The 20,914-nt window shown below is 64.7% G+C and carries 21 protein-coding genes; 9 read left to right on the top strand and 12 right to left on the bottom strand.

Going from position 1 to position 20,914, the window contains the following annotated elements:
* The first annotated feature begins 38 nt into the window (after positions 1 to 38).
* From QTJ18_RS14030 to QTJ18_RS14020, 3 genes are all read left to right on the top strand, one after another.
* A complete protein-coding gene (locus QTJ18_RS14030; protein ID WP_252750818.1) occupies positions 39 to 641 on the top strand; it encodes a thermonuclease family protein in 603 nt (200 codons plus the stop codon).
* On the top strand, positions 638 to 1,288 hold the full coding sequence (locus QTJ18_RS14025) for a uracil-DNA glycosylase family protein (protein ID WP_252750817.1): 651 nt from the start codon (positions 638 to 640) through the stop codon (positions 1,286 to 1,288). The genes QTJ18_RS14030 and QTJ18_RS14025 overlap by 4 nt, the downstream gene beginning before the upstream one ends.
* A gap of 64 nt (positions 1,289 to 1,352) precedes the next feature.
* A complete protein-coding gene (locus tag QTJ18_RS14020; RefSeq protein ID WP_252750816.1) occupies positions 1,353 to 1,841 on the top strand; it encodes an Lrp/AsnC family transcriptional regulator in 489 nt (162 codons plus the stop codon).
* 103 nt (positions 1,842 to 1,944) lie between these two features.
* Here QTJ18_RS14020 and QTJ18_RS14015 read toward each other — a convergent pair whose 3' ends face one another.
* The 5 genes from QTJ18_RS14015 to QTJ18_RS13995 form a co-directional block, all read right to left on the bottom strand.
* A complete protein-coding gene (locus tag QTJ18_RS14015; RefSeq protein ID WP_252750815.1) occupies positions 1,945 to 2,814 on the bottom strand; it encodes an NAD(P)-dependent oxidoreductase in 870 nt (289 codons plus the stop codon).
* Positions 2,815 to 2,964: 150 nt separating this feature from the next.
* Positions 2,965 to 3,375 carry a CopD family protein gene (locus tag QTJ18_RS14010; protein ID WP_252750814.1) on the bottom strand — a complete coding sequence of 137 codons (411 nt, stop codon included), beginning with the start codon at positions 3,373 to 3,375 and terminating at the stop codon, positions 2,965 to 2,967.
* Between the two features lie 5 nt (positions 3,376 to 3,380).
* Complete coding sequence (locus QTJ18_RS14005; protein ID WP_252750813.1) at positions 3,381 to 3,941, bottom strand: DinB family protein; 561 nt, start codon at positions 3,939 to 3,941, stop codon at positions 3,381 to 3,383.
* A 45-nt stretch (positions 3,942 to 3,986) separates the two neighbouring features.
* Positions 3,987 to 4,805: a methyltransferase domain-containing protein gene (locus tag QTJ18_RS14000; protein WP_252750812.1), complete on the bottom strand. Its 819-nt coding sequence runs from the start codon at positions 4,803 to 4,805 to the stop codon at positions 3,987 to 3,989.
* An 85-nt stretch (positions 4,806 to 4,890) separates the two neighbouring features.
* Positions 4,891 to 5,157: an usg protein gene (locus QTJ18_RS13995; protein WP_252751331.1), complete on the bottom strand. Its 267-nt coding sequence runs from the start codon at positions 5,155 to 5,157 to the stop codon at positions 4,891 to 4,893.
* A 324-nt stretch (positions 5,158 to 5,481) separates the two neighbouring features.
* On the opposite strand from QTJ18_RS13995, the gene QTJ18_RS13990 reads away from it, so the two are divergent.
* On the top strand, positions 5,482 to 7,596 hold the full coding sequence (locus tag QTJ18_RS13990) for an OmpA family protein (protein ID WP_252750811.1): 2,115 nt from the start codon (positions 5,482 to 5,484) through the stop codon (positions 7,594 to 7,596).
* A 140-nt stretch (positions 7,597 to 7,736) separates the two neighbouring features.
* Here the strand turns inward: QTJ18_RS13990 and mobB are convergent, their stop codons facing one another.
* From mobB to QTJ18_RS13970, 4 genes are read right to left on the bottom strand one after another with little or no spacing between them, the layout of a single operon-like run.
* Entirely contained in the window at positions 7,737 to 8,255 is a 519-nt protein-coding gene (gene mobB, locus QTJ18_RS13985) for a molybdopterin-guanine dinucleotide biosynthesis protein B (protein ID WP_252750810.1), read from the bottom strand.
* Positions 8,252 to 8,884 (bottom strand): molybdenum cofactor guanylyltransferase MobA, encoded by a 633-nt coding sequence (mobA, locus tag QTJ18_RS13980; protein ID WP_252750809.1) that lies wholly within the window; start codon positions 8,882 to 8,884, stop codon positions 8,252 to 8,254. Before mobA ends, mobB begins: the two co-directional genes overlap by 4 nt.
* Positions 8,871 to 10,094: a multidrug effflux MFS transporter gene (locus QTJ18_RS13975; RefSeq protein WP_252750808.1), complete on the bottom strand. Its 1,224-nt coding sequence runs from the start codon at positions 10,092 to 10,094 to the stop codon at positions 8,871 to 8,873. The genes mobA and QTJ18_RS13975 overlap by 14 nt, the downstream gene beginning before the upstream one ends.
* A 17-nt stretch (positions 10,095 to 10,111) precedes the next feature.
* Complete coding sequence (locus QTJ18_RS13970) at positions 10,112 to 11,017, bottom strand: DMT family transporter (RefSeq protein ID WP_252750807.1); 906 nt, start codon at positions 11,015 to 11,017, stop codon at positions 10,112 to 10,114.
* 657 nt (positions 11,018 to 11,674) lie between these two features.
* Here QTJ18_RS13970 and QTJ18_RS13965 point away from each other — a divergent pair.
* Positions 11,675 to 14,197, top strand: a complete 2,523-nt coding sequence (locus tag QTJ18_RS13965; RefSeq protein ID WP_252750806.1) for a methyl-accepting chemotaxis protein — start codon at positions 11,675 to 11,677, stop codon at positions 14,195 to 14,197.
* Between the two features lie 31 nt (positions 14,198 to 14,228).
* Here QTJ18_RS13965 and QTJ18_RS13960 read toward each other — a convergent pair whose 3' ends face one another.
* A complete protein-coding gene (locus QTJ18_RS13960; RefSeq protein WP_252750805.1) occupies positions 14,229 to 14,750 on the bottom strand; it encodes a hypothetical protein in 522 nt (173 codons plus the stop codon).
* Positions 14,751 to 15,056: 306 nt separating this feature from the next.
* Here QTJ18_RS13960 and QTJ18_RS13955 point away from each other — a divergent pair, with 306 nt between their 5' ends.
* Positions 15,057 to 15,548, top strand: a complete 492-nt coding sequence (locus QTJ18_RS13955; protein ID WP_252750804.1) for a DUF2231 domain-containing protein — start codon at positions 15,057 to 15,059, stop codon at positions 15,546 to 15,548.
* Positions 15,545 to 17,275, top strand: coding sequence for a PQQ-dependent sugar dehydrogenase (locus QTJ18_RS13950; RefSeq protein WP_252750803.1), 1,731 nt, complete (start codon positions 15,545 to 15,547; stop codon positions 17,273 to 17,275). Before QTJ18_RS13955 ends, QTJ18_RS13950 begins: the two co-directional genes overlap by 4 nt.
* 15 nt (positions 17,276 to 17,290) lie before the next feature.
* Here the strand turns inward: QTJ18_RS13950 and QTJ18_RS13945 are convergent, their stop codons facing one another.
* Positions 17,291 to 17,857 (bottom strand): GNAT family N-acetyltransferase, encoded by a 567-nt coding sequence (locus QTJ18_RS13945; protein WP_252750802.1) that lies wholly within the window; start codon positions 17,855 to 17,857, stop codon positions 17,291 to 17,293.
* A 2-nt stretch (positions 17,858 to 17,859) separates the two neighbouring features.
* Positions 17,860 to 18,852 (bottom strand): GTP 3',8-cyclase MoaA, encoded by a 993-nt coding sequence (gene moaA / locus QTJ18_RS13940; RefSeq protein ID WP_252751330.1) that lies wholly within the window; start codon positions 18,850 to 18,852, stop codon positions 17,860 to 17,862.
* Positions 18,853 to 19,089: 237 nt separating this feature from the next.
* On the opposite strand from moaA, the gene QTJ18_RS13935 reads away from it, so the two are divergent.
* Both QTJ18_RS13935 and QTJ18_RS13930 read left to right on the top strand, forming a co-directional pair.
* Complete coding sequence (locus QTJ18_RS13935) at positions 19,090 to 19,491, top strand: gamma-butyrobetaine hydroxylase family protein (protein ID WP_252750801.1); 402 nt, start codon at positions 19,090 to 19,092, stop codon at positions 19,489 to 19,491.
* Between the two features lie 82 nt (positions 19,492 to 19,573).
* Positions 19,574 to 20,782 (top strand): low temperature requirement protein A, encoded by a 1,209-nt coding sequence (locus QTJ18_RS13930; RefSeq protein ID WP_252750800.1) that lies wholly within the window; start codon positions 19,574 to 19,576, stop codon positions 20,780 to 20,782.
* The last annotated feature ends 132 nt before the right edge of the window (positions 20,783 to 20,914 follow it).

The raw sequence follows: 20,914 nt of genomic DNA, 5'->3' as shown, positions 1-20,914 counted from the left end.
CCATCTTCGACAATCAAACATTTGCAATTGAGGCTTTCATGCGTCCGCCGCGACCTCGCCGAACCCGCCGCTTCGCAAGACTCAAGGATCTTTTCCTCACGTTCGCTTTTCTGCTGCTGCTGATCCTTCTGGCGGCGAGGCTCTCCGATCCCGGTCCGCCGGATGTCCATCTGCCGCCGTTCCGGGTGGTGGATGGCGATACGCTTGCGGCGGGAGACGCCAGGCTGCGCCTTATCGGCCTGGATGCGCCGGAACTGTCGCAGACCTGCCGCGATGCTGCCGACCGGGAATGGGCCTGTGGCCGCGAGGCGCGTGCAGCGCTCGCCCGGCTGCTGCGGGGAGAGGGCGTCCTGTGCCGCGGCACGGCACGCGACCGTTACCATCGGTTTCTGGTCGAATGCAGCGTTGACGGGCAGAGCGTAAACGGTGCAATGGTGAGCCAGGGTTTTGCCGTGGCGAGCGGCCTGCCGGGTTTCGAGCGCGAGCAGAAGCGCGCCGAGGCAGAGCGTCGCGGTATCTGGCAGGGCCGGTTCGAGCGACCGCGGGATTTCCGCGCCCGCTCGGCGGCAGCCGAAGAGGATGAAGACGGCGGGCGCATCTGGCAGGCGATCAGACGCATTGCATCGCTGGATTGGCTATGAGTAACGAAATTCTGACCTCCCGCTTGTCGCAGTTGTCGCGCTTGTCCGACGCCATCGCCGGTTGTCGCCTCTGTCGCGACAGGCCGGCCAAAGGGCCAGAGCACAGGCTTGTGCATGAGCCGCGCCCCGTTGCCATCCTTTCGGCGCGCGCCCGCATCCTGATTGCCGGCCAGGCGCCGGGTCTGCGGGTCCATGAAAGCGGACTGCCGTTCAACGATGCCTCCGGCGACCGCCTGCGGGAATGGCTCGGCGTCAGCCGTGAGACCTTCTATGATACCGACAATTTCGCCATACTGCCGATGGGCTTCTGCTTTCCGGGCTATGATGCCAAGGGGCATGATCTTCCGCCGCGCCTGGAATGCGCGCCCCTGTGGCGCAAAGCGGCGCTCGAGGCCATGCCGCAGATCGACACCGTGCTGGCGATCGGCGCCTATGCCCAGCGTTATCATCTCCAGAACCGCGCGGCAAAAAGCATGACCGACACGGTGCGCGCCTGGCGGGAGCATTTCTTTGTTAATGAAGGCCTGCGTATCCTGCCCTTGCCGCATCCGAGCTGGCGCAATAGCGGCTGGCTGAACCGCAATCCCTGGTTTGCCGCGCAATTGCTGCCGGTGCTGCGCGCGCATGTGGACAGCTGTCTCAGATAAAACGATTTTCGGTTACGCCGCCGCCTTTTCGCGATATGTAGAAATTCATTTCCAAGGAGTTGCAATGGACCGCCTCGACCGCAAGATCCTGCGTATTCTGCAGGAAGATTCAACGCTCGCCGTGGCTGACCTGGCCAAGAAGGTGGGTCTCTCCACCACGCCGTGCTGGCGTCGGATCCAGAAGATGGAAGAGGACGGCGTCATCCGCCGCCGGGTGGCCCTGCTCGACCCGGTCAAGGTCAACACCAAGGTCACGGTCTTCGTCTCGATCCGCACCAATAGCCACTCGATCGAATGGCTGAAGCGCTTTTCCGAAGTGATCGCGGAATTTCCGGAAGTGGTCGAATTCTACCGCATGAGCGGCGACGTGGATTACCTGCTGCGGGTCGTGGTGCCCGATATCGGGGCCTATGACGCCTTCTACAAGCGGATGATCACCCGCATCGAAATCCGCGACGTCTCCTCGGCTTTCGCCATGGAGCAGATCAAGTACACGACCGAACTGCCGCTCGATTACATGATGCTCGATAATCAGAAGGCCGGTGAGGACTGACGCCTTCGCCGCCCAGGCTATTCCGGCCGCTGCAATGGCGGCCGGAGAAGGGCAGGGCCCAAAAGGCGAAGGGCAGGGCCCAAAAGACGGGCACTGAATGCCGTCAGCGCTCCAGCCGCGCCAGAAGCGAGGACGTGTCCCAGCGCTTGCCGCCCATTGTCTGCACATCGGCATAGAACTGGTCGACGAGTGCGGTCACCGGCAGCGAGGCGCCGTTGCGCTTGGCCTCTTCGAGGACGATGGCCAGATCCTTGCGCATCCAGTCGACGGCAAAGCCGAAATCATATTTCGACTGGTTCATGGTCTTGTGGCGGTTCTCCATCTGCCAGGACCCGGCGGCGCCCTTGGAGATCACCTCCACCACCTTCTCGATATCCAGTCCGGCCTTCTTGCCGAAGTGAATGCCTTCGGCCAGGCCCTGGACCAGGCCGGCAATGCAGATCTGGTTGATCATCTTGGTCAACTGGCCCGAGCCGACCGGTCCCATCAGGCCGACCATCCGGGCATAGGCATCCATCACGGGCCGGGCCTTGGCGAAGACGTCCTCCTCACCGCCGCACATCACGGTCAGGACGCCGTTTTCCGCACCCGCCTGGCCGCCGGAGACAGGCGCATCGATGAAGAAGCAGCCGCGCGCCTGCGCCGCCGCGTCGAGTTCGCGGGCGACTTCGGCCGATGCCGTCGTATTGTCGATCAGGATGGCGCCCTTGGCCATGCCGATGAGAACGCCGGCCTCGCCGGTCGTCACCGAGCGCAGATCGTCGTCATTGCCGACGCAGGTGAAGACGAACTCGGCATCGCGCGCGGCCTCTGCCGGAGTGGCCGCCATCTGGCCGCCGTAAGTCTTCACCCAGTCTTGCGCCTTTGCGGCCGTCCGGTTGAACACCGTGACCTCGTGACCACCCTTTGTCTTCAGATGGCCGGCCATGGGAAAGCCCATGACGCCGAGGCCGATGAATGCGAGTTTTGCCATTTGTGCATGTCCTCCTGCTTGTAATCCTGGTTTAGCGCATGACCGGCAGGCTCGTCGCTGGAAAAAAAACGATGACGTGCTTGCCGGGCTGCCTTGCGCGGGAGCAGGCTGCACCCGTCACGAGGCCAGAGATAGGCGGTGTGACGCAGTTCAGAACGGCTTGACGATCGCCAGCAGCACGACCACCACCAGCGAGACCAGAACGATCGGCATGCCCTTGGCCACGAAACCCGGCGGGTCCAGGTGCGGATCGGCTTCCATGCGCCGCAGCCATTTGCTCTGCATACCATGCAGGGCCGACAGCATGATGACGATCAGAAGCTTCAGGTGCAGCCAGCCGCCGGAAAAGCCGACATAGCCGAAGGCAAGGATGAGGCCGAAGAGCCAGACGCCGGCCAGCGCGCCGGTCGTGACGAAGCGGTCGTAGCGGCGAAGCGAGGCGATGACGCCGGTGCGGATGGCCGGCGGGACCATGCCGATGACGAAGGCATTGATCAGCATGCCGCCGATCCAGATGAAATCGCAGGCCACATGCAGGGCCTTGATGATGAAATACAGCATGGGGTTCAGCTCCAGATCTGGGTTTCGGTCAGGCCGAGATCGATAAGATCCTGGCGGCGCAGGGCCTGTTCGCTCGGGTCGGCGGGGAAAAATTCGTCCAGCTGCGGCGGGGCTATGCGCGTGCCCGACAGCATGGAGTGGATCTGGCCGCGGTGGTGGATCTGGTGCTGGAAAAGGTGAAGCAGCACCCGGTCGGTGCGCTCCACCTGCTCGCGATCGCCGCGCGGAATGCCGATCTCAAGGGCCAGGATATCGGCGTCCAGCTGACGACAGTGATCGATCAGACGGCGATCGACGGCGCGCTGCTCCCGCTCCAGATCGGCGATCTGCGGGAAGGGGATTTCCGGCTCGAAGGCGGAAAGACCCGTCGGCTCGCCTTCGAGCGCGCTGACATAGAACCAGTCGACCGTCAGGAGATGGTTCAGCGTGTGGATGATCGACGGAAAGAAGCTGGTGCGGGCCGCGTGCAGTTCCTCGAAGGACAGCTGACGACAGCAGTTGAGAAGGCGGTGATTGGCCCAGGCATTGTTATAGGCCTGGGCGAGAAAATAGCGTTGCGGCGTCATGGTCCCCTCCAAAAGCACAGATAGGCTGCAGCGACAGGCGACCGATCATGCACCGGTCAGCCGCGCAATCACCAGATGGCCGGGCGTCGGCTGGCCATCCTGCATGCGCACATTGATGTCGGTCAGCTCCACAAGCTCGAAGCCCGTATCGGCCAGCCGCTCGCGCACATAGGTCTGCGAATGGGCAAAACGCTGATGCGGCCCGACCATATAGGACCGGCCCGCCATGACCGGCTCCGGCAGCGTTTCGGAGGAAAAGACGAAAATGCCGTTCTTCACCATGTTCTCGGCGGCGCCGAAGAACAGCGGTTCCAGCGCCCCCAGATAGGGCAGAACGTCGGTTGCCGTGACGAGGTCGAAGGCCTCGTCGTCATTGTCCTCGAGAAAATCCTCGACTTCGGCGACATAGAGGGTCTCGTAGAGATCCTTCTCATGCGCGATCTCGACCATGTTTTCCGAGATATCGACGCCGGTGATGTCATCCACCATGTCGCGCAGCGTGCCGCCGGTCAGCCCCGTGCCGCAGCCGAGATCGAGCATGCGCTTGAACGGACCGAGGCCGAGCGCCTGGAAGCGCTGGCGCACCAGAACCGGGACGGCATAACCGAGCTGCTCCACCAGGATGTTCTCGAAATCTTCGGCATGCTGGTCGAACAGCGTCTCGACGTAGGCATCCGGCGCCTTGGGCGGCGTATCGCCGCGACCGAGCGCCGCCATGCGCACTGCCGCGCCGCCATGGTCTTCCGGATCGATGGCCAGAACCTCTATATAGGCTGCAACCGCGGCGTCGATCTCGCCGGCCTTCTCATGCGCAAGGGCACGGTTGTAAGCCTCTGCCAGCGCTTCTTCGTCAATTTTGGCCATATCCGCCTCCCGCTGTCGCTGCCTGTCGTGCCGCGGATGTACGGCGGCGTCTGCAGCTTGGCAAGCAGGTGGTCCGAATCTCTCGTCAGTGGAGGATGAATTCTCCCTTCAGCGCACGCCATTCACCGGCGGCGATCAGCTTGCGATGCACGTATCTGACCGAATGCAGGGGGCCATCCAGCTTTTCCTGCCAGAATTGCAGGAAAGTGTTCATCTCAGGGAAATCCGGCGCCAGATCGTAATGCTGCCACAGGAAGGTCTGCAGCAGGGACGGGTGGTCGGGCATGCGGTAGAGGATTTGCGCGGTGGTGATGCCATAGCCCTTCAGCATCATTTCCATATCGGCTGTCATTGTGTTTGCCATGATCGTCCCTCGGAGTTGACCTCGGGGCGAAGGCGATCCCTCGCCCCTGGCCGATTGCAGCATTTGCGGCTTAACCGAGGCTTAACACTAGCTGCTTACAGCAGGTTTTCCCAATGAAAAACAATTGCTTAGCACTCATTATGAACAGCTGCTGCCAACCGGGTTCACATGCGGTTCATCGCGGTTGCGCTTTCCTGTGCGACGGAACCGGAGGCCAGGCTCTGCGTTAGCGAAGCCGATCGCCTCGACCAATTTGAAGATGGCTCGGCCGGCAAACATGAATGGCAGGCCAACCAGAAACAGGGAGAAATCATGTCCAAGCGAAACGGACTCCTCGCCAGCGTCGCATTGCCGCTGATGTCCCTCAGCCTTTTGGCGCAACCCGCTCTGGCGCTGACACCCGTGCCAGCGGCACCGGTCATGCCGGGACAGTCCCTGGTCCGCGTGCAGGCGCAGGTCATCGTGCCGCCGCAGGGAGATGAGCCGAGACGGGAAGAGGCGCCGCCGGAACAGCCTGCCCCTGAGGCGCCGCCGGAACAGCCTGCCCCTGAGGCGCCGCCGGAACAGCCTGCCCCTGAAGCGCCGCCGGCTGCCGAGCCGTCCGCCGAACGCCCTGCCGAGCAACCCGCCCCGGAAGCGCCGCCGGCTGAAGAGCCTCGGTCGGAGCAACCCGCTCCCGAAGCGCCGCCGGCCGCCGAACAGCCTGCCGAACGCCCTGCCGAGCAACCCGCCCGGGAAGCGCCGCCGGCTGAAGAGCCTCGGTCCGAGCAACCGGCACCCGAAGCGCCGCCGGCCGCCGAACAGCCTGCCGAACAGCCCGCCCCGGAGGCACCGCCGGCTGAACAGCCGCGGTCCGAGCAACCGGCACCCGAAGCGCCGCCCGCAGCCGAACAGCCTGCCGAACGACCTGCCGACCAGCCAGCTCCTGAAGCCCCTGCGCCCAGCTCTGAGGTTGCCCCCACCCCGAGCGAGAGCCCGGCAGCTCCAGCCGCACCTGAGGCAGCACCCGCTGCACCTGAGGCGGCACCCGCTGCACCTGAGGCGGCACCCGCCGCACCTGAGGCAGCACCCGCCGCACCTGAGGCAGCACCCGCTGCGCCTGAGGCAGCACCCGCTGCTCCTTCGGCACCCGGCGCCGAGGCCGCGCCGACCGCCGCTGCTCCCACAACGCCCGAGGAAATCGAGCGGGCGCGGCAGATCGCCGAGGATCCGGCATCCAGCAATCAGCCCGTAATCCTGCCGGTGAAAAACGGTGCAGCCGTCCTCGATAGCGCCAAGGAGGCACCTGCCGCCGGCGCCGCGCCAGCTCCTGCTGCAGCTCCTGCGCCGGGCGCAGCACCCGGGGCTCCCACCCCAGGCGCAGCCGGTGCTCCGGCAGCTGGCGCGCAGCAGGCCGCTCCGGTGGCTCCGGCCGCCGCACCCGCGGCCCCGCCAACCAGCGATGCCGAAGCGCAGGCGACCATCAGCGGCCAGCCTGCTGCCCGAATCCGCATCGAACCGGTGACGGAAGAGCGGGGCGAGCGTCTGAGCGAACGTCCGCGTTACGAGCGCCAGCGTGGCATTGACGAGCGGGAGCCGCAGCGTGACGGCCGCGTGATCATCTCGATCGACAACCGCACCTTCGTGCGCCATGACGACAGCCGTCGCTTCTACGATGACGGCTACGAGCCGGAATATGAGCGCCTTGGCGGTGGCCGGACGCGCGAACTGATCGAGCGTGACAATGGCATTCGCATCGTCACCATCCGCAACCGCTACGGCGATATCGTCCAGCGTTCGCGCATTGGCCGGGACGGCCGCGAATACGTGCTCTATTACGCACCGGAACTCATGGATGAGCAGCGCGATCCCGATTATGTCTGGCGCGATCCGGGCATCGACCTGCCGCCGATGCGGCTGACGGTGCCGGTGAGCGAATATATCATCGATACGTCCAGCGATCCGGACCGCGACTATTACGAGTTTCTCGAACAGCCGCCGGTCGAACGTGTCGAACGGGTCTACTCGCTCGATGAAGTGCGCTATTCGGCCCGCATTCGCGACAAGGTCCGGCGTATCGACCTCGATACCATCACCTTTGCCACCGGCAGCGCGGAAATCCCGATGAACCAGGCGCGCTCCATGCGCAAGGTGGCCGAGGCCATGAAGGCGGTGCTCGACAAGGATCCGAGCGAAACCTTCCTGATCGAAGGCCATACCGATGCGGTGGGCTCGGACGACAGCAACCTCGTGCTTTCCGACCGGCGGGCGGAATCGGTGGCCGTCGTGCTGGCCGATGCCTACGGCATTCCGCCTGAAAACCTGGCTACCCAGGGCTATGGCGAACGGTATCTGAAGGTGCGGACCGAAGCCGCCTCGCAGGATAACCGCCGCGTCACGATCCGCCGCATCACGCCGCTGGTCAAGCCGGTCGCCCAGAACCGCTGACGAATGGCGGATCGGCCGAGGGACCGCACCCGGTCCGGCGCGCCGGCACTGCCAACACTGTGATCGACACCGCCGGACTGGTCCGGCGGTGTTTTCGTCTGTCGGTCCGCTGGAAATGGTGACGCAATGACAGGCGCCCCTCAGCCGGCAAGCCCGACCGTTGACAGCACGAAATCGGCGATGGCTTGCGTATCGTCCAGATCGAAGACCGGCAGGGTCGCACCGTCGATCGGGTGATCGGCGGCAATGGCGCAGATATGCGGATCCGTCGGCGCAAGCGGTTCGGTCTTGCTGGCGTTGCGGCGGCGGGCCTCGATCTTCGGCACCGGCTCGCGCTTATAGCCCTCGATCAAGACGAGATCGCACGGCGCCAGGCGCGCCAGGATCTCCCCAAAGGCCGGTTCCGGGGCGCCCCGCAATTCGTGCATGATGGCAAACCGCGTGCCGGATACCAGCGCCACCTCATGGGCACCAGCCTCTCTGTGCCGGTAGCTGTCGGCTCCCAGCCTGTCGATATCGAAATCATGATGGGCATGCTTGATGGTGGATACCCGCAGGCCCCTGGCGGTGAGTTCGCTGACAAGGCGGACCATCAGGCCGGTCTTGCCGGAATTCTTCCAGCCGGCAATGCCGAAGATTTTCGGTGGTGAGGCTGTCATGGAAGCACTCGCAGAAAGGTTTCGGCCCTTTCGAGATCGGCCGGCGTGTTGAGGTTCAGGAAAGGGTCGAGCGGGCCGGCAGGCGTGTCGAGCTGCGGAAAGTCGACGCTGCGCATCATCTGGGTCTTCAGGAAAGCCTTGACCCGCGGCTCCTCCGGCCCCTCCAGAAACGCCTGCAGCCGATCGGCCAGGTCGACGCGCCAGAGACCGCAGACGGGATGGAGGGCGCCGGCGGAGGCAGCGATCGCGCTAGCGCCATCGGCATGTGCCGCCGCCGCCAGCCTGTCCACCAGGTCGAGCGGCAGGAAGGGACTGTCGATCGGCGCGGTCAGCACGTGCGAGGCGTCCGGATCCGTCTCCGCCGCGTAGCGCATGGCGGTGAGAATGCCGGCGAGGGGACCGCGCTGGCCGGGCACGGTATCGGCAATCACCGGCATACCCGGGGGCACGGCAACGGGCTCCGCGGCATTTATCGCCAGGGCGGAGACCTGCGCCACGAGCCGGGCGATCACGTGGTCGATCAGCGGCCTGCCGGAGAGCATGACGCCGGCCTTGTTCTGACCCATCCGGCGCGACTGGCCGCCGGCCAGGATGACGGCGGGCGGATGGCGTGGTTTAGGTGTCGTCATCGAGGGAGAGCCTTTCCTGCGTGCGGCGGATCATCTCGGAAAAGATAAGGGCGAGCAGGGATGAGGCGAGCATCAGGCACAGCACCGGCAGGGCACCGGTCTCCTCGGTGACCAGCCAGCCCGCCAGCACGGAACAGGCCGCGCCGCCGCCGACATAGAGAGCCCCGCCGAGGCCCGAGGCCGAGCCCGCCAGATGCGGCTTGACGCTGACCAGTCCGGCATTGGCGCTCGGCAGGGTGAGGCCGTTGCCAAGCCCGACCAGGGACAGGGGGCCGAAAAAGGCGAAGGCGCTGTCGAAGCCAAGCAGGAGGAGGAGCAGCGCCAGAATGACGCCGGCAAGCGAGATCAGATTGCCGGACATGATCATGCGAATGATGCCGATGCGGCTCGCATAGCGTCCGGAGATGAAATTGCCGAGCGTGTAGCCGAGGGCGAGAAGCATGAATTGCAGGCCGAGCATGGCCGGCGTCAGCCGGTAGATCACGGTGCCGATGAAGGGGGCGCCGCCGAGGAAGGCGTAGAAGATGCCGGAGGCGAAGCCACAGGTGAGGGCAAAGCCCCAAAAGGCCGGCGCCCGCACGAGTTCCGGCCAGGCCCTGAACTGGTCTGCAACGCTTTTCGAGCGGTGATGATGCGTCTCACCGAGATCGCGATACACCACCACGAGGCAGATAAGCGCATAGACCAGCATCACGACGAAATTCGCCTGCCAGCCATAGGCATCGTTCAGCACGCCGCCGAGGGCGGGGGCCACCATCGGGACGAGAGACATACCCATGGTCACATAGCCGATCATCGATGCCGCCTGATCGGCGGGCACCATGTCCCGGACGATGGCGCGGGAGAGCACGAAACCGGCGACGATCGCGGTCTGCAGAATGCGGCCGATCATGAAGACGGTGACATTGGGCGCCAGAAGACAGATGACCGAACCGAGCGCCAGGAGACCGATACAGGTCAGCATCACGGGGCGCCGGCCGAACAGGTCCGACAGCGGCCCGATGGCCAGCTGCAGCACGGCGGTCCCGGCCAGATAGGCCGATACGGCAAGCTGCATGACCGCGTAAGGAGTGCCGAAATGGCGGGCCATGTCGGCAAGCGAGGGCAGGAAGATGTTCAGCGTCAGGGCTGCAAGCCCCGCCACCAGAACAAGGGTGGAGATGTGCGGTGGCGTGGTTCTGTCCAGATAGACGATGCGCGGCTTGGTCAAGCGTCTGGCTCCTGCCGTCAGTGCGGTGTGCGCGGCACGCTCTCGGCGGCCGTGCTGCGTGCCCGCAGCTTTTCCCGATAGAAGGCATAGAGGCCGGAAGCAACGATCAGGCTTGCCCCGATCGCCATGGTGCCATCCGGCGTCTCGCCGAAGAAATAGAAGCCGAGCGTGAGGGAAAAGATAAGGCTGGTATAGCGGAAAGGCGCGATGAAGGAGATCTCGCCCGACCGCATGGCGATGACGATGGTCAGGTAGCCGGCGAGAATCAGTGCGGATGCCACGGCCAGACTGAGGAAGGACGACAGGCTGACGGGGCTCCAGCCGCCCATGACCGGAATGAGGGCTGCGCCGATCACCGCATTGGTCAGCCCGGCAAAGAGCGAGATGATGAGGGTCGGAATTCCAAAGGGGATCCGGCGGGTCGTGAGGTCGCGTCCGGCGGTGAAGAAGACCGTGACCACGGCCAGCAGCGAGGCGGGCAGGAAAGCTTCCGGGCTGGGCCGCAAGACGATGATCACGCCGAGAAAGCCGACAAGGATCGCCGCCCAGCGCCGCCAGCCGACTTCCTCCTTGAAGATCAGCCAGGCACCGAATGTCACCGCCAGGGGCAAGGACAGAAGAATGGTCGCCGCAACCGCGAGATCGATATGCGCCAGCGCGGAAATATAGGTGATGGCAGCGCCGATCTCGAAAGCGGAGCGTAGCAGGACCTTTGGCGAAAACATCAGCCGCCACTGATCGAGAAGCTTGTAGTAGCCGGCCATCAGCAGGAGAAGCAGCGAGGTCATGCTGCCGCGGATGAACATGATCTGGCCGACATTCATATCCGGCGTCACCAGTTTGACGAAGGCATCATTGGCGGTGAAAACGCCCATGGCGAGTGTCATCATTACGGCGCCGCGGGCATTCTGCGACAGAGGCATTTCCGATTCCCTAGGTCTTTTCTTGTTTAAAACGCGTATGCAACAAATCAGCGGGCATTCGGTTCGACCGGAGCGCGCCGGCTTGCCCCGGCGTGCCCTTGAAGGCCGATCAGGGCCGATCAGGGCAAGGCATGGCAAGTCAGGGCTGGCCAGGCCCGGCCAAGATTGGTCACGGCTGGCCAGGCCCTTCAGGCCGGTCCGGCTGAAACGGAAGGGTGACAGGCGTCGCCGATATCGTTTGGAATCGACAGAAAAGCCGGATGCCGAAAGGCCCGTGACCGGCGTCCACCCCAAACCGCTCTCTCATTGCTGATCTCCCCCTTGGCCTTCGACAACCCGGGCGGATGGTTCATCCGCTGAGGGAGCGGCAACCTCATCTGGATGATGTATTAAAGCATTGATCTGGCTAGAACCAGCCGCTTCGTAAGTTTGCCTTACGATTTCCGGCGGCGTCGTCGTCCTCCTGCCTCTCGCCCGCCACCTCTCCTAATTGATTGCTGCACGGGCTTCGGGGCGCTCGCCTTTGTTCCCATTAACGCAAAGTTCAAGATCTTGCGGTCAATCTTCGCCTGCTCCGCATGAAGCGGGAAGAACGCCCGGCCAGATGCCCCAGATGCCATTGCGCGGCTTGCCGCCGGCTTGCGTTGAGGTTGATTTATGTCGTTCCTGGATCGCCTGCTGCAAAGCCGCCGGATCGTCACCAAGGTTTTGTTGTTCGTCGTGCCGCTGATCCTGCTGATCGCAGGCGTGGGGCTTGCCGGCTTCTATACTGCCCGCATGCTGAACGGCCACATGACCGTGACGCGGGCAACGATCGATAATATCGGCGAATTCGAGCGGCTGCAGGCGGCGCTGTTCGGCTATCTGGCGCGTCCGGACGACAAGGGTCTCACGACGCTCTACGGCGCGATCGACGCGCTCGATGCCGGTCTCGATCGCCTCGAGGGACTGGTCACGACGCCGGAGGATCTTCAGCGGCTGGCATCCGTCCAGCAGACGGCGCCCGCCCTCCGGCAGGCGGCGCAGAACCTGTCGGCGATCAATCGCGACATGGATGCGACGGGGCAGGGCATGCATGACAGTGTGGAGGAGATCCGTCGTCTCGCATCGGCCGTCGGCACCCAGGTGGAAGAGGTTCGCAGGCTCGGCGAGGCGAAGGAGAAATTCGCCAAGGGTGCGCTCTTCGATGCCTTTGCGCTGAAGAGCATGGCGGGTCGCATCGACAATGTGATGGATGCGGTCAAGAATGCCGACAGCGACGAAGCCCTGCCGCGCGCGGCGTCCACCTATCTCTCGGTGCTGCAAAAGGAATTCGCCAAGGTGGAAGGCAAGGCGACCAACAAGGTCGTGCGCATGCTGGACGGGTTGAAGCAGCAGGTGGCCGAGCTCGACGCGGTGATCCAGGCAAAGCTCCCGGCCGCCGAGAAGGCAGGCCGCATCCGCAGCCTGGTTCTCGCGCTGGAGCCGGTGCGCTCCGGCTTCGCCAAGGAGACGGAAAAGAGCACCTCGACCGCGGCGGACCGCTTCGCGACGCTGGAAGACGATCTGCAGACGAACCGCAAATTGCTCGCCGCCCTTGGGGAGGCGACGCGCCTCAACGACATGCTGCTGCTGCACGGCGAGCGGCTTCAAACGGCGCTGACGTCGGAGGCAAGGCAGGCCCTGCTGGACGATATCGCCCAGCTGGCCAAAGCCAGTGCGCAGATCTCCACGCTTGGCCAGAAGAACCCGAAGATGCAGGATTTCGCGCCGGCTCTCCAGCCGATCCTCGAGCAGCTGACGCAAGGCTCGAAGACATTGTTGCTGCGCGCCGAAGACCAGCAGGCGGCGGCCGCGACCGCCCGCGAGGCCCTGACATCCGGCATGATGGCGCTGAAGGCCTTCGTGGCGCAGGCACAGGAAGCCGGCAAGCAGGATAGCGAACGCTCCGCCAATCTGTCGGTGGCGGCCACGGTCATCGGCACGCTCCTGGCGATCATCGGTGCCCTGATGCTGGTCGAAACTCTACGCGGCCCCTTGCGCCGCGTGACCGAAATCATGACTCGTCTGGCGGGTGGCGATCTTTCGGTCACGATCGACGGGCGGGATCGCGGCGACGAAATTGGCGACATGGTGCGCTCCGTCAGCGTGTTCCGCGATGCGGCTCTGGAGAATGTCCGCCTGGAGCAGGAAGCGGGCGCGGCACGGGAAGCATCCGCCGCTGAGCAGGCCTTGCGTGCCGCGGAGCGCGCCCGCATTTCCGCCGAGCAGCAACATGCCCTGTCGGCCCTGTCCGGCGTGCTGGAACGGCTCGCAGCCGGCGATCTGGCGCAGGAAATGAGCGAGGATCTCCCGGTCGACTTCGTCTCCATGGCGCAGACCTACAATCAGGCGGTGCGCAGGCTGCGCGCCACTCTTACGGATGTGCGGATGGTGGCCGATGACATCAATAGCGGCACCGGCAATCTCGCCGTGTCGGCCGATGATCTGGCTCGGCGCACCGAACAGCAGGCGGCGGCGCTCGAACAGTCGAGCCGGGCGCTGCGGCAATTGGGCGATGTGGTGAAATCCACGGCCGGCAATGCCGAACGCACCGCCCGTTCGGTGACGGAGACCGAGGCCTTCGCCAGCCGGTCCGGCCAGGTCGTCACAAACGCCATCCAGGCCATGGGCGAGATCAGCCGGTCGTCGGAACGGATCGCCACCATTATCGGCGTGATCGATGAGATCGCCTTCCAGACCAATCTCCTCGCGCTCAATGCCGGCGTCGAGGCGGCGAGGGCAGGCGAGGCCGGGCGCGGATTTGCGGTCGTGGCGCAAGAGGTGCGCGAACTGGCCCAGCGATGTGCCAATGCCGCCCGGGAAATCAAGGGCCTGATCGCCGATAGTGGCCAGCAGGTGCAAAGCGGTGTGCATCTGGTCGAGCAGACCGGTGACGCGCTCAACCAGATCATCGCCCATATCTCGACGGTGCAGGCCCTGGTGACGGATATTTCGGTTGCCACCGGCGAGCAGTCGCGGGGCATTGGCGAGGTTACCCAGGCGCTTGGCGAGGTAGAGCTGATTACCCAGCGCAATGCCGCCATGGTGGAGGAGAACACGGCCGAAATCCACGGCCTGCGCGGCCGCGTCGAAGCGCTGAGCGACAAGATCGACCACTTCCGGACGGAAGCTGGCGCTGCCGCCTCCAAGGCTGCGTAGCCGCAGGCTCTGGGGCGGTCTGAGAAATCCTTCAGTAGAGGCTGGCGGCCGCTTTCTCGGCGGTGCTTTCCCCTCCGGCGCGTATTCGGTGAAGCGTGTCGCCGGAGAACAGGATCAGGTAGCCGCCCTCCGCTTCGGCTTCCACGGCCCAGCGCGCGAGATCCGTGGCGAAGGGTTCCTCCTGCCAGATCGTGGGAAAGTCGGGGTCGACCAGAACGGTGAGCTGTCGCCCCTGGCGGTAGACCACCATATGTGAGGACAAGGGCTGCCAGGCCTGCGCCACGCGATCATCGGTGACCCAGAGACAGAGGAAGTTGCGGCACACCTGCGGGCGCTGGTCATAGGCCGTGCAGCCCTGACCGATGGCGCAGTGAGTGCAGGCGATATCGGCGGGCTTTTCGAATTCGTCGATCTCCGGCAGCACGCAGCACAGCGTGCAGCCGTGGCAGGAGCGGGCAGCGGCTTGCGCCGCGCCGGATGAAACCTCCAGCGGGCCGGCAGCTTCCGTGCCAATCTCCAGCGCCTCCGGCGGTCCGTCACAATAGTCAGCCATCTGGAATCTCCTGCTCATGGCCATTCGCCATCGATGACAGCGTCGGTCGGTCGGTCGGTCGGAGCGGATCACGGCTGCCGGCCTGCAACCGGTCCGCTTGCTTGGAACACAAGCAGGGCAGGCGGAGGGGCAAGCCGTGGGGCAGGCAGTCGGGCCGTGAGGCTCCGGCGCAGCCCACGTTTTGCGACGCCATGCAGCGTCCGGAAAGCAATCATTCAGCGCGAACTCTATTCCGCCGCGGAACAAACTGCCGCGCTGTTCGTAGAGCTTGCAGCGTTTCATCTCTATCCGCCGAGGAGGCCGCCCATGACGCCCGACCAGCCGAGACAGATAAGGGCACCGGCCTATCCGCTGTCCGCACTGTTTGCTCCCTTCACTTTTGTCTGCTTCACCCTCGCTCTTGCAACCGATATTCTCTACTGGCGTAGCGAAATGCTGATGTGGCAGAATTTCTCGTCCTGGCTTCTGCTGACCGGCGAGGTTTTCGGCGGCCTTGCCATCCTCTTCGGCATCATCGATTTCATGCGTCCGTCCACCCGCCCCTGGCGCCCGTCCTTTGCCGCGGCCGGAGTCTTTGTCTGCGTGCTGATCCTCGCTTTTGTCAACAGCCTTGTCCATGCCGGCGATGGCTGGACCGCCGTCGTACCGATGGGCCTGACAATCTCCGCCGCGACCTTCGTCCTGCTGCTGATCACGCTCTGGCTCTCCATCGCCCATGCGCGTTCCGCCCTTTACACCTATTGCGCGGCCTATGCGGTGACACAGTCCACCACCAGCACCATCGGGAGGGTGTCATGAGATCGAGATCGAAATCCGTTCGCCGCACGGCGCTGCTTTGCGCCGGGCTTGCCCTGCCGCTCTTCGCAACCGCGTGTTCCAATGAAGAGAACTTCGATGTGAGCCAGCAGATCGGCCCGGATCCGGTTTTGCCGGCGCCATCGCAGGAGCTTCTGCCGGCGCTGAAGGTTGCCGAGGTCGTGGGCTGGAAAGACGGAGAAATGCCGAGTGTGGCGCAGGGGCTGACGATCTCCGCCTATGCCAAGGATCTCGGCAATCCGCGCACCGTCCATACGCTTCCCAATGGCGATGTGCTGGTCATCCAGTCCCGCGGGCCGGAAGGCGAACCCAAGACGCGGCCGAAGGATTTCATCCGCGGCTGGATCATGGCGATCGCGCATGGCGGCGGCGGCGGCAGCAAGCCGCCGGAGAGCAATCGCATCACGCTCCTGCGCGACACCGATCGCAACGGCACGGTGGATGAGCGCCACGAGCTTCTGTCCGGCCTGCATTCCCCCTTCGGTGTCGCCTGGGTGGATGATACGCTCTATGTTGCCGCCACGGACGCGATCCTGGCCTATCCCTTCCGGCTTGGCGATACGACGGTGAGTGCCGCTCCGCGCGTCCTGACGCCTCTGCCCGGCGGGCCGATCGACCATCACTGGACGAAGGATCTGGCGCTCAGTCCCGATCAGCAAAGCCTCTTCGTCTCGGTCGGGTCCAACTCCAACATTGTCGAGAACGGCATCGAGGCGGAAAAGGGCAGGGCGGCAATCTGGCAGGTGGACCGCGAGACCGGCGCGGCAAGGGTCTTCGCCTCGGGCCTGCGCAACCCCAACGGACTGACCTTCGAGCCGGAGACGAAGGCGCTCTGGACCGTGGTCAACGAACGCGACGAACTGGGGCCGAACCTCGTCCCCGACTATATGACCTCGGTGCAGGAGGGCGCCTTCTACGGTTGGCCGTGGAGCTATTACGGCAACCACGTGGACGAGCGCGTCCGGCCGCAGCGCCCCGACATGGTGGAACGGGCGATCAAGCCGGATTACGCTTTGTCGAGCCATGTGGCGGCGCTGGGCATGACCTTCTCGCATGGATCCGCCATGCCGCAGGCCTTTGCCCACGGCGCCTTCATCGGCGAGCATGGCAGCTGGAACCGCACCGCCTTCAACGGCTATCGCGTCATCTATGTCGCCTTCGAAGGAGGGCGCCCGGTCGGCAAGCCGGTGGATGTCGTCACCGATTTCCTCAACGGCGATCAGGCGCGCGGCCGGCCGGTCGGTGTCGGTATCGACGGTACCGGAGCGCTGCTGGTGGCCGATGATGCGGGCAATACGGTCTGGCGGGTCGCCGCGGCAGATGGTTCGGTCAGCGCCGCGCCTCTGGCTACCGACCAGATGCCGGCAACATCCGCCGCAACGTCTCCCGCTTCTCGGGACCCGGCGGCTCAGGATCCGGCGGCGGCCTCCGGCGGTGCACCGGCTCCGGCGCCAGGCACGAGCGCTCAGCCGGGCTCGCCGCCCGCGCCGGCCCTGGCGCAGCCGACACAGCCTGCGCAGCCGACACAGCCTGCGCCGCCAGCACAGCCCGCGCCGCCCGCCGCGGTCGAGCCCGCGACGCCGGCCAATCCGCCGCAAGGGGCTCAATCCGGCGAGACGGATGCAACACCGGCCAATCCGCCCTCGCAGCTGGACATTGCCCCGGCCACCCTTCCGTCCGGAACGGTTGAAGGCCAGGGCCGCCCGTAACCAGCCAGCGGCCGATCAGCCTTGCTGCGCCGGCCAATCCTGCCGGCGCAGGCGGTAGAGCATGTGGCGAACCGGCCCCTTTCGGGAGAGATAAGGCAGGTTTGCGCTTCCTGTCGCGGTGAAGCCGAGCTTCTGCAGGATGCGGCCGGATGCGGGATTGTCTTCGGCATGGCCGGAGCAGAGTGCATCAAGGCACAATGTCTCAAAGGCGAAGCGGGTGAGGGCAGAGGCCGCTTCCATGGCCAGACCCTGGCCCCAGGCCACCCGCTCGAACCAGTATCCGAGCTCGCCGCAGCCGTCTGCAATCTCGTCGATATCGGCAATGCCGATCATTCGTTCCTCAAGACAAACTGAAAAGCGGAAGGCCGTCCCGCTCGTCCATTCCGCAGGATGAGTGGCGAACCAGGCCGAAAGCCGGTCGAAATCGGGCGGAAAGGAAGCGTGCCGCAGCATGCGCGCCACCTTGGCATCCGCCTGTATGGCAAGCGCGCGGGCGGCATCCTGCGGCCTGGTCGGGCAGAGGTCGAGGCGCGGCGTCTTCAGCCGAAACCCTCCTGGCGCGACCGGAAGCGCTGGCGCCATGATCAGCCGCCGGTGACGCTCATGTGACGCGAGACGGCCGGGCGGTTGTTGCGGTCGATGATGAAATCATGGCCCTTCGGCTTGCGCAGGATCGCCTCGTCGATGGCTGCCGCGAGATAGGCGTCGTCCGGTGAGGCGCGCAGCGCCGTTCGCAGATCCGCCGCATCGTTCTGGCCGAGGCACATATAGAGCGTGCCGGTGCAGGTGAGGCGGACGCGGTTGCAGCTCTCGCAGAAGTTATGGGTCATGGGCGTGATGAAGCCCAGCCGGCCGCCGGTCTCCGCAACTTCGACATAGCGGGCGGGGCCGCCGGTCTGGTAGGGGATCTCGGTCAGGGTGAACTGCTGTTCGAGAGAGCGGCGCAGTTCCGACAGCGGCAGGTACTGGTCGGTGCGGTCCTCGTCGATCTCGCCCATCGGCATCGTCTCGATGACCGTCAGGTCCATGCCGCGGCCATGCGCGAAGCGCAGCATGTCGGCGATCTCGCCGTCATTGAAGCCTTTCAGTGCCACGGCATTCAGCTTGACCTTCAGGCCAGCCTTCTGCGCCGCCGCCAGACCCTCCATCACCTTCGACAGCTCGCCCCAGCGGGTGATCTGGCGGAACTTGTCGGGGTTGAGCGTATCGACCGAGACATTGATCCGCCGGACGCCGCAGGCATAGAGTTCGTCGGCATAGCGGGCGAGCTGCGAGCCATTGGTGGTCAGCGTCAGCTCTTCCAGATCGCCGGTATCGATATGGCGGCCGAGCGCGCGCACGAGATGCATGATATTCTTGCGCACCAGGGGCTCGCCGCCCGTCAGCCTGAGCTTGCGCACGCCCTTGGCGATGAAGGCCGAACAGAGCCGGTCGAGTTCTTCAAGCGTCAGCAGGTCCTTCTTCGGCAGGAAGGTCATGTTTTCCGCCATGCAGTAGGTGCAGCGGAAATCGCAGCGATCGGTGACGGAGACGCGCAGATAGGTCACCGCACGGCCGAAGGGATCGATCATCGGCATCTTGGCGTTCACGATCGGAGCGGGATTGACGGGCGTGTTGACAAAACTGTTCAAGGCATGTCCTCCATCCGCGCAAGATGGGTCTTGCAAGCGGTTGCGTCAAGGCAGATACAGAGACGTGACCGGAGAGCGCAAGCCTCGCTTTTGCAAGACGTGGCCGAAACCGGCCGCTTGCTTCGACCATCTTGCGCCAGCGCCGGCACGCCCCATGTCTTCACCGTGCAACGGACAAAAGCAATGACCCAGCCTTCTTCCCCGGAACCAGAGCCGAACAGCTGGCCGACCGAATTGCGCGTGTCCGCCGATCGGCGCATGCTGACCGTCAGCTTCGACGACGGCCGCAGCTTTGCGCTGCCGGCCGAGATGATGCGCGTCCTGTCGCCCTCGGCCGAGGTGCAGGGGCACGGACCTGGACAGAAGGTCACCGTGCCCGGCAAGCGCAACGTCACGATCCGCAATCTCGTGGCGGCCGGCAATTACGCGGTCAGGATCGCCTTCGACGACGGTCATGACAGCGGAATCTTCACCTGGCGCTATCTGCAGGAGCTCGGAGAGGGCGGCGACGCCCTGTTTGCCGCCTATGAGGCGGAGCTTGCGGAAAAGGGGCTGAGCCGGGATCCCGGCGGCCCGCGGCGATAGGCTGTAGAACGGCTGCGGGAACGGGTACGGGACAAGGCGCAGACGGTGGCGATGGAACAGGCGCGGGAACAGGCGGTGGTGCGTGGGACAGACGGATAGCAGCCAGCACTGGCTGCGCGAGGAAGAGCAGGAAGACAAGCGGGTCGGTTTCCCGGAACTGTTCTTCGACCTGGTCTTCGTCTTTGCGCTCATCCAGCTCTCGCATTTCATCGTGGAGGAATTTTCCTTCCACCGGCTGCTGCAGGGCGGCGTGGTCGCGCTGGCGCTGTGGTGGGTCTGGAACCACACGGCCTGGGTCATGAACTGGCTCAATCCGGAGCGCATGCCAATCCGCGCCCTTCTGTTCGGCCTGATGTTCTTCGGACTCTTGATGGCCTCCGCCATTCCGGAAGCCTTCGAAGGCAAGGCGCTGATGTTTGCCGGCTCCTATATCGCCATGCAGCTCGGCCGGTCGCTGTTTGCCGTCTATGCCTTCCGCAATGTCCTGCCGGATGTCAGGCGCAACTTCATCCGCGTGTCGATCTGGTTTTCGCTGTCGGCCGCCTTCTGGCTCGCCGGTGCTCTGGCCGGCGAGCAGATGCGGCTCATCCTCTGGTTCATTGCCCTCCTGATCGAATATGCGGCGCCGGAGGCCCGCTTCATCGTGCCCGGCTTCGGACGCTCGCATGCCAGCGACTGGGACATATCCGGCGAGCACATGGCGGAGCGATGCGCGCTCTTCGTGATGATCTGCCTGGGTGAAAGCATTCTGGCGATCGGCCGCAGTTTCGCCGACGAGGATCTGACGCCGCTTCTGGTGGTCATCTTCATCAGCGCCTTTGCCGCCAGCGTCACCATGTGGTGGATCTATTTCCATTTCGGCCAGGCGAAGGCGCGCCACGAGATCGAGGAGACGGACGAGCCGGGCGAGGTGGCGCTGCATGTGTTCACCTATGGCCATATGCCCGTTGTGGCCGGGATCATCCTGGTGGCTGTGTCGGCCGAGCATATCCTGGCGCATCCGGGCGATGCCGGCGATGCTGCTCTTGCTGCCGTCATTCTCGGCGGTCCCATCCTGTTTCTCGGCGGCAATCTTCTGGTCAAGCGGATGACGACGGGCCGCATGCCGCGATCGCATCTGGCCGGCATGGCGCTTGCCGTGCTCTGCCTGCCCATCGCCGCCATGCTGCCCAATTACTGGAGCGGGCTGCTAGCCCTTTCGACCCTGCTGCTGGTCGCCGGCTGGGAATATCGCGGCCTTGCCCGCACACCGCATTCGGATGAGCAGGTGGGCGAGCTGGAAGGCGAATGACGGCTTAGCCGGCGCGACCCTCGCCGGCCTCGGCGCGGGTTGCGACAGAGTCCGCCGTTCGGTCTGTCCTTCCGGCCAGGATCTGCTATAAGCCCCGCGCCACCGGTCTGGTTTTGACATTTGCAACCGCCC

This window comes from Rhizobium sp. SSA_523 (genome assembly GCF_030435705.1).
Taxonomy (GTDB): domain Bacteria; phylum Pseudomonadota; class Alphaproteobacteria; order Rhizobiales; family Rhizobiaceae; genus Neorhizobium.
This window is presented reverse-complemented; position numbering and strand designations above follow the sequence as displayed.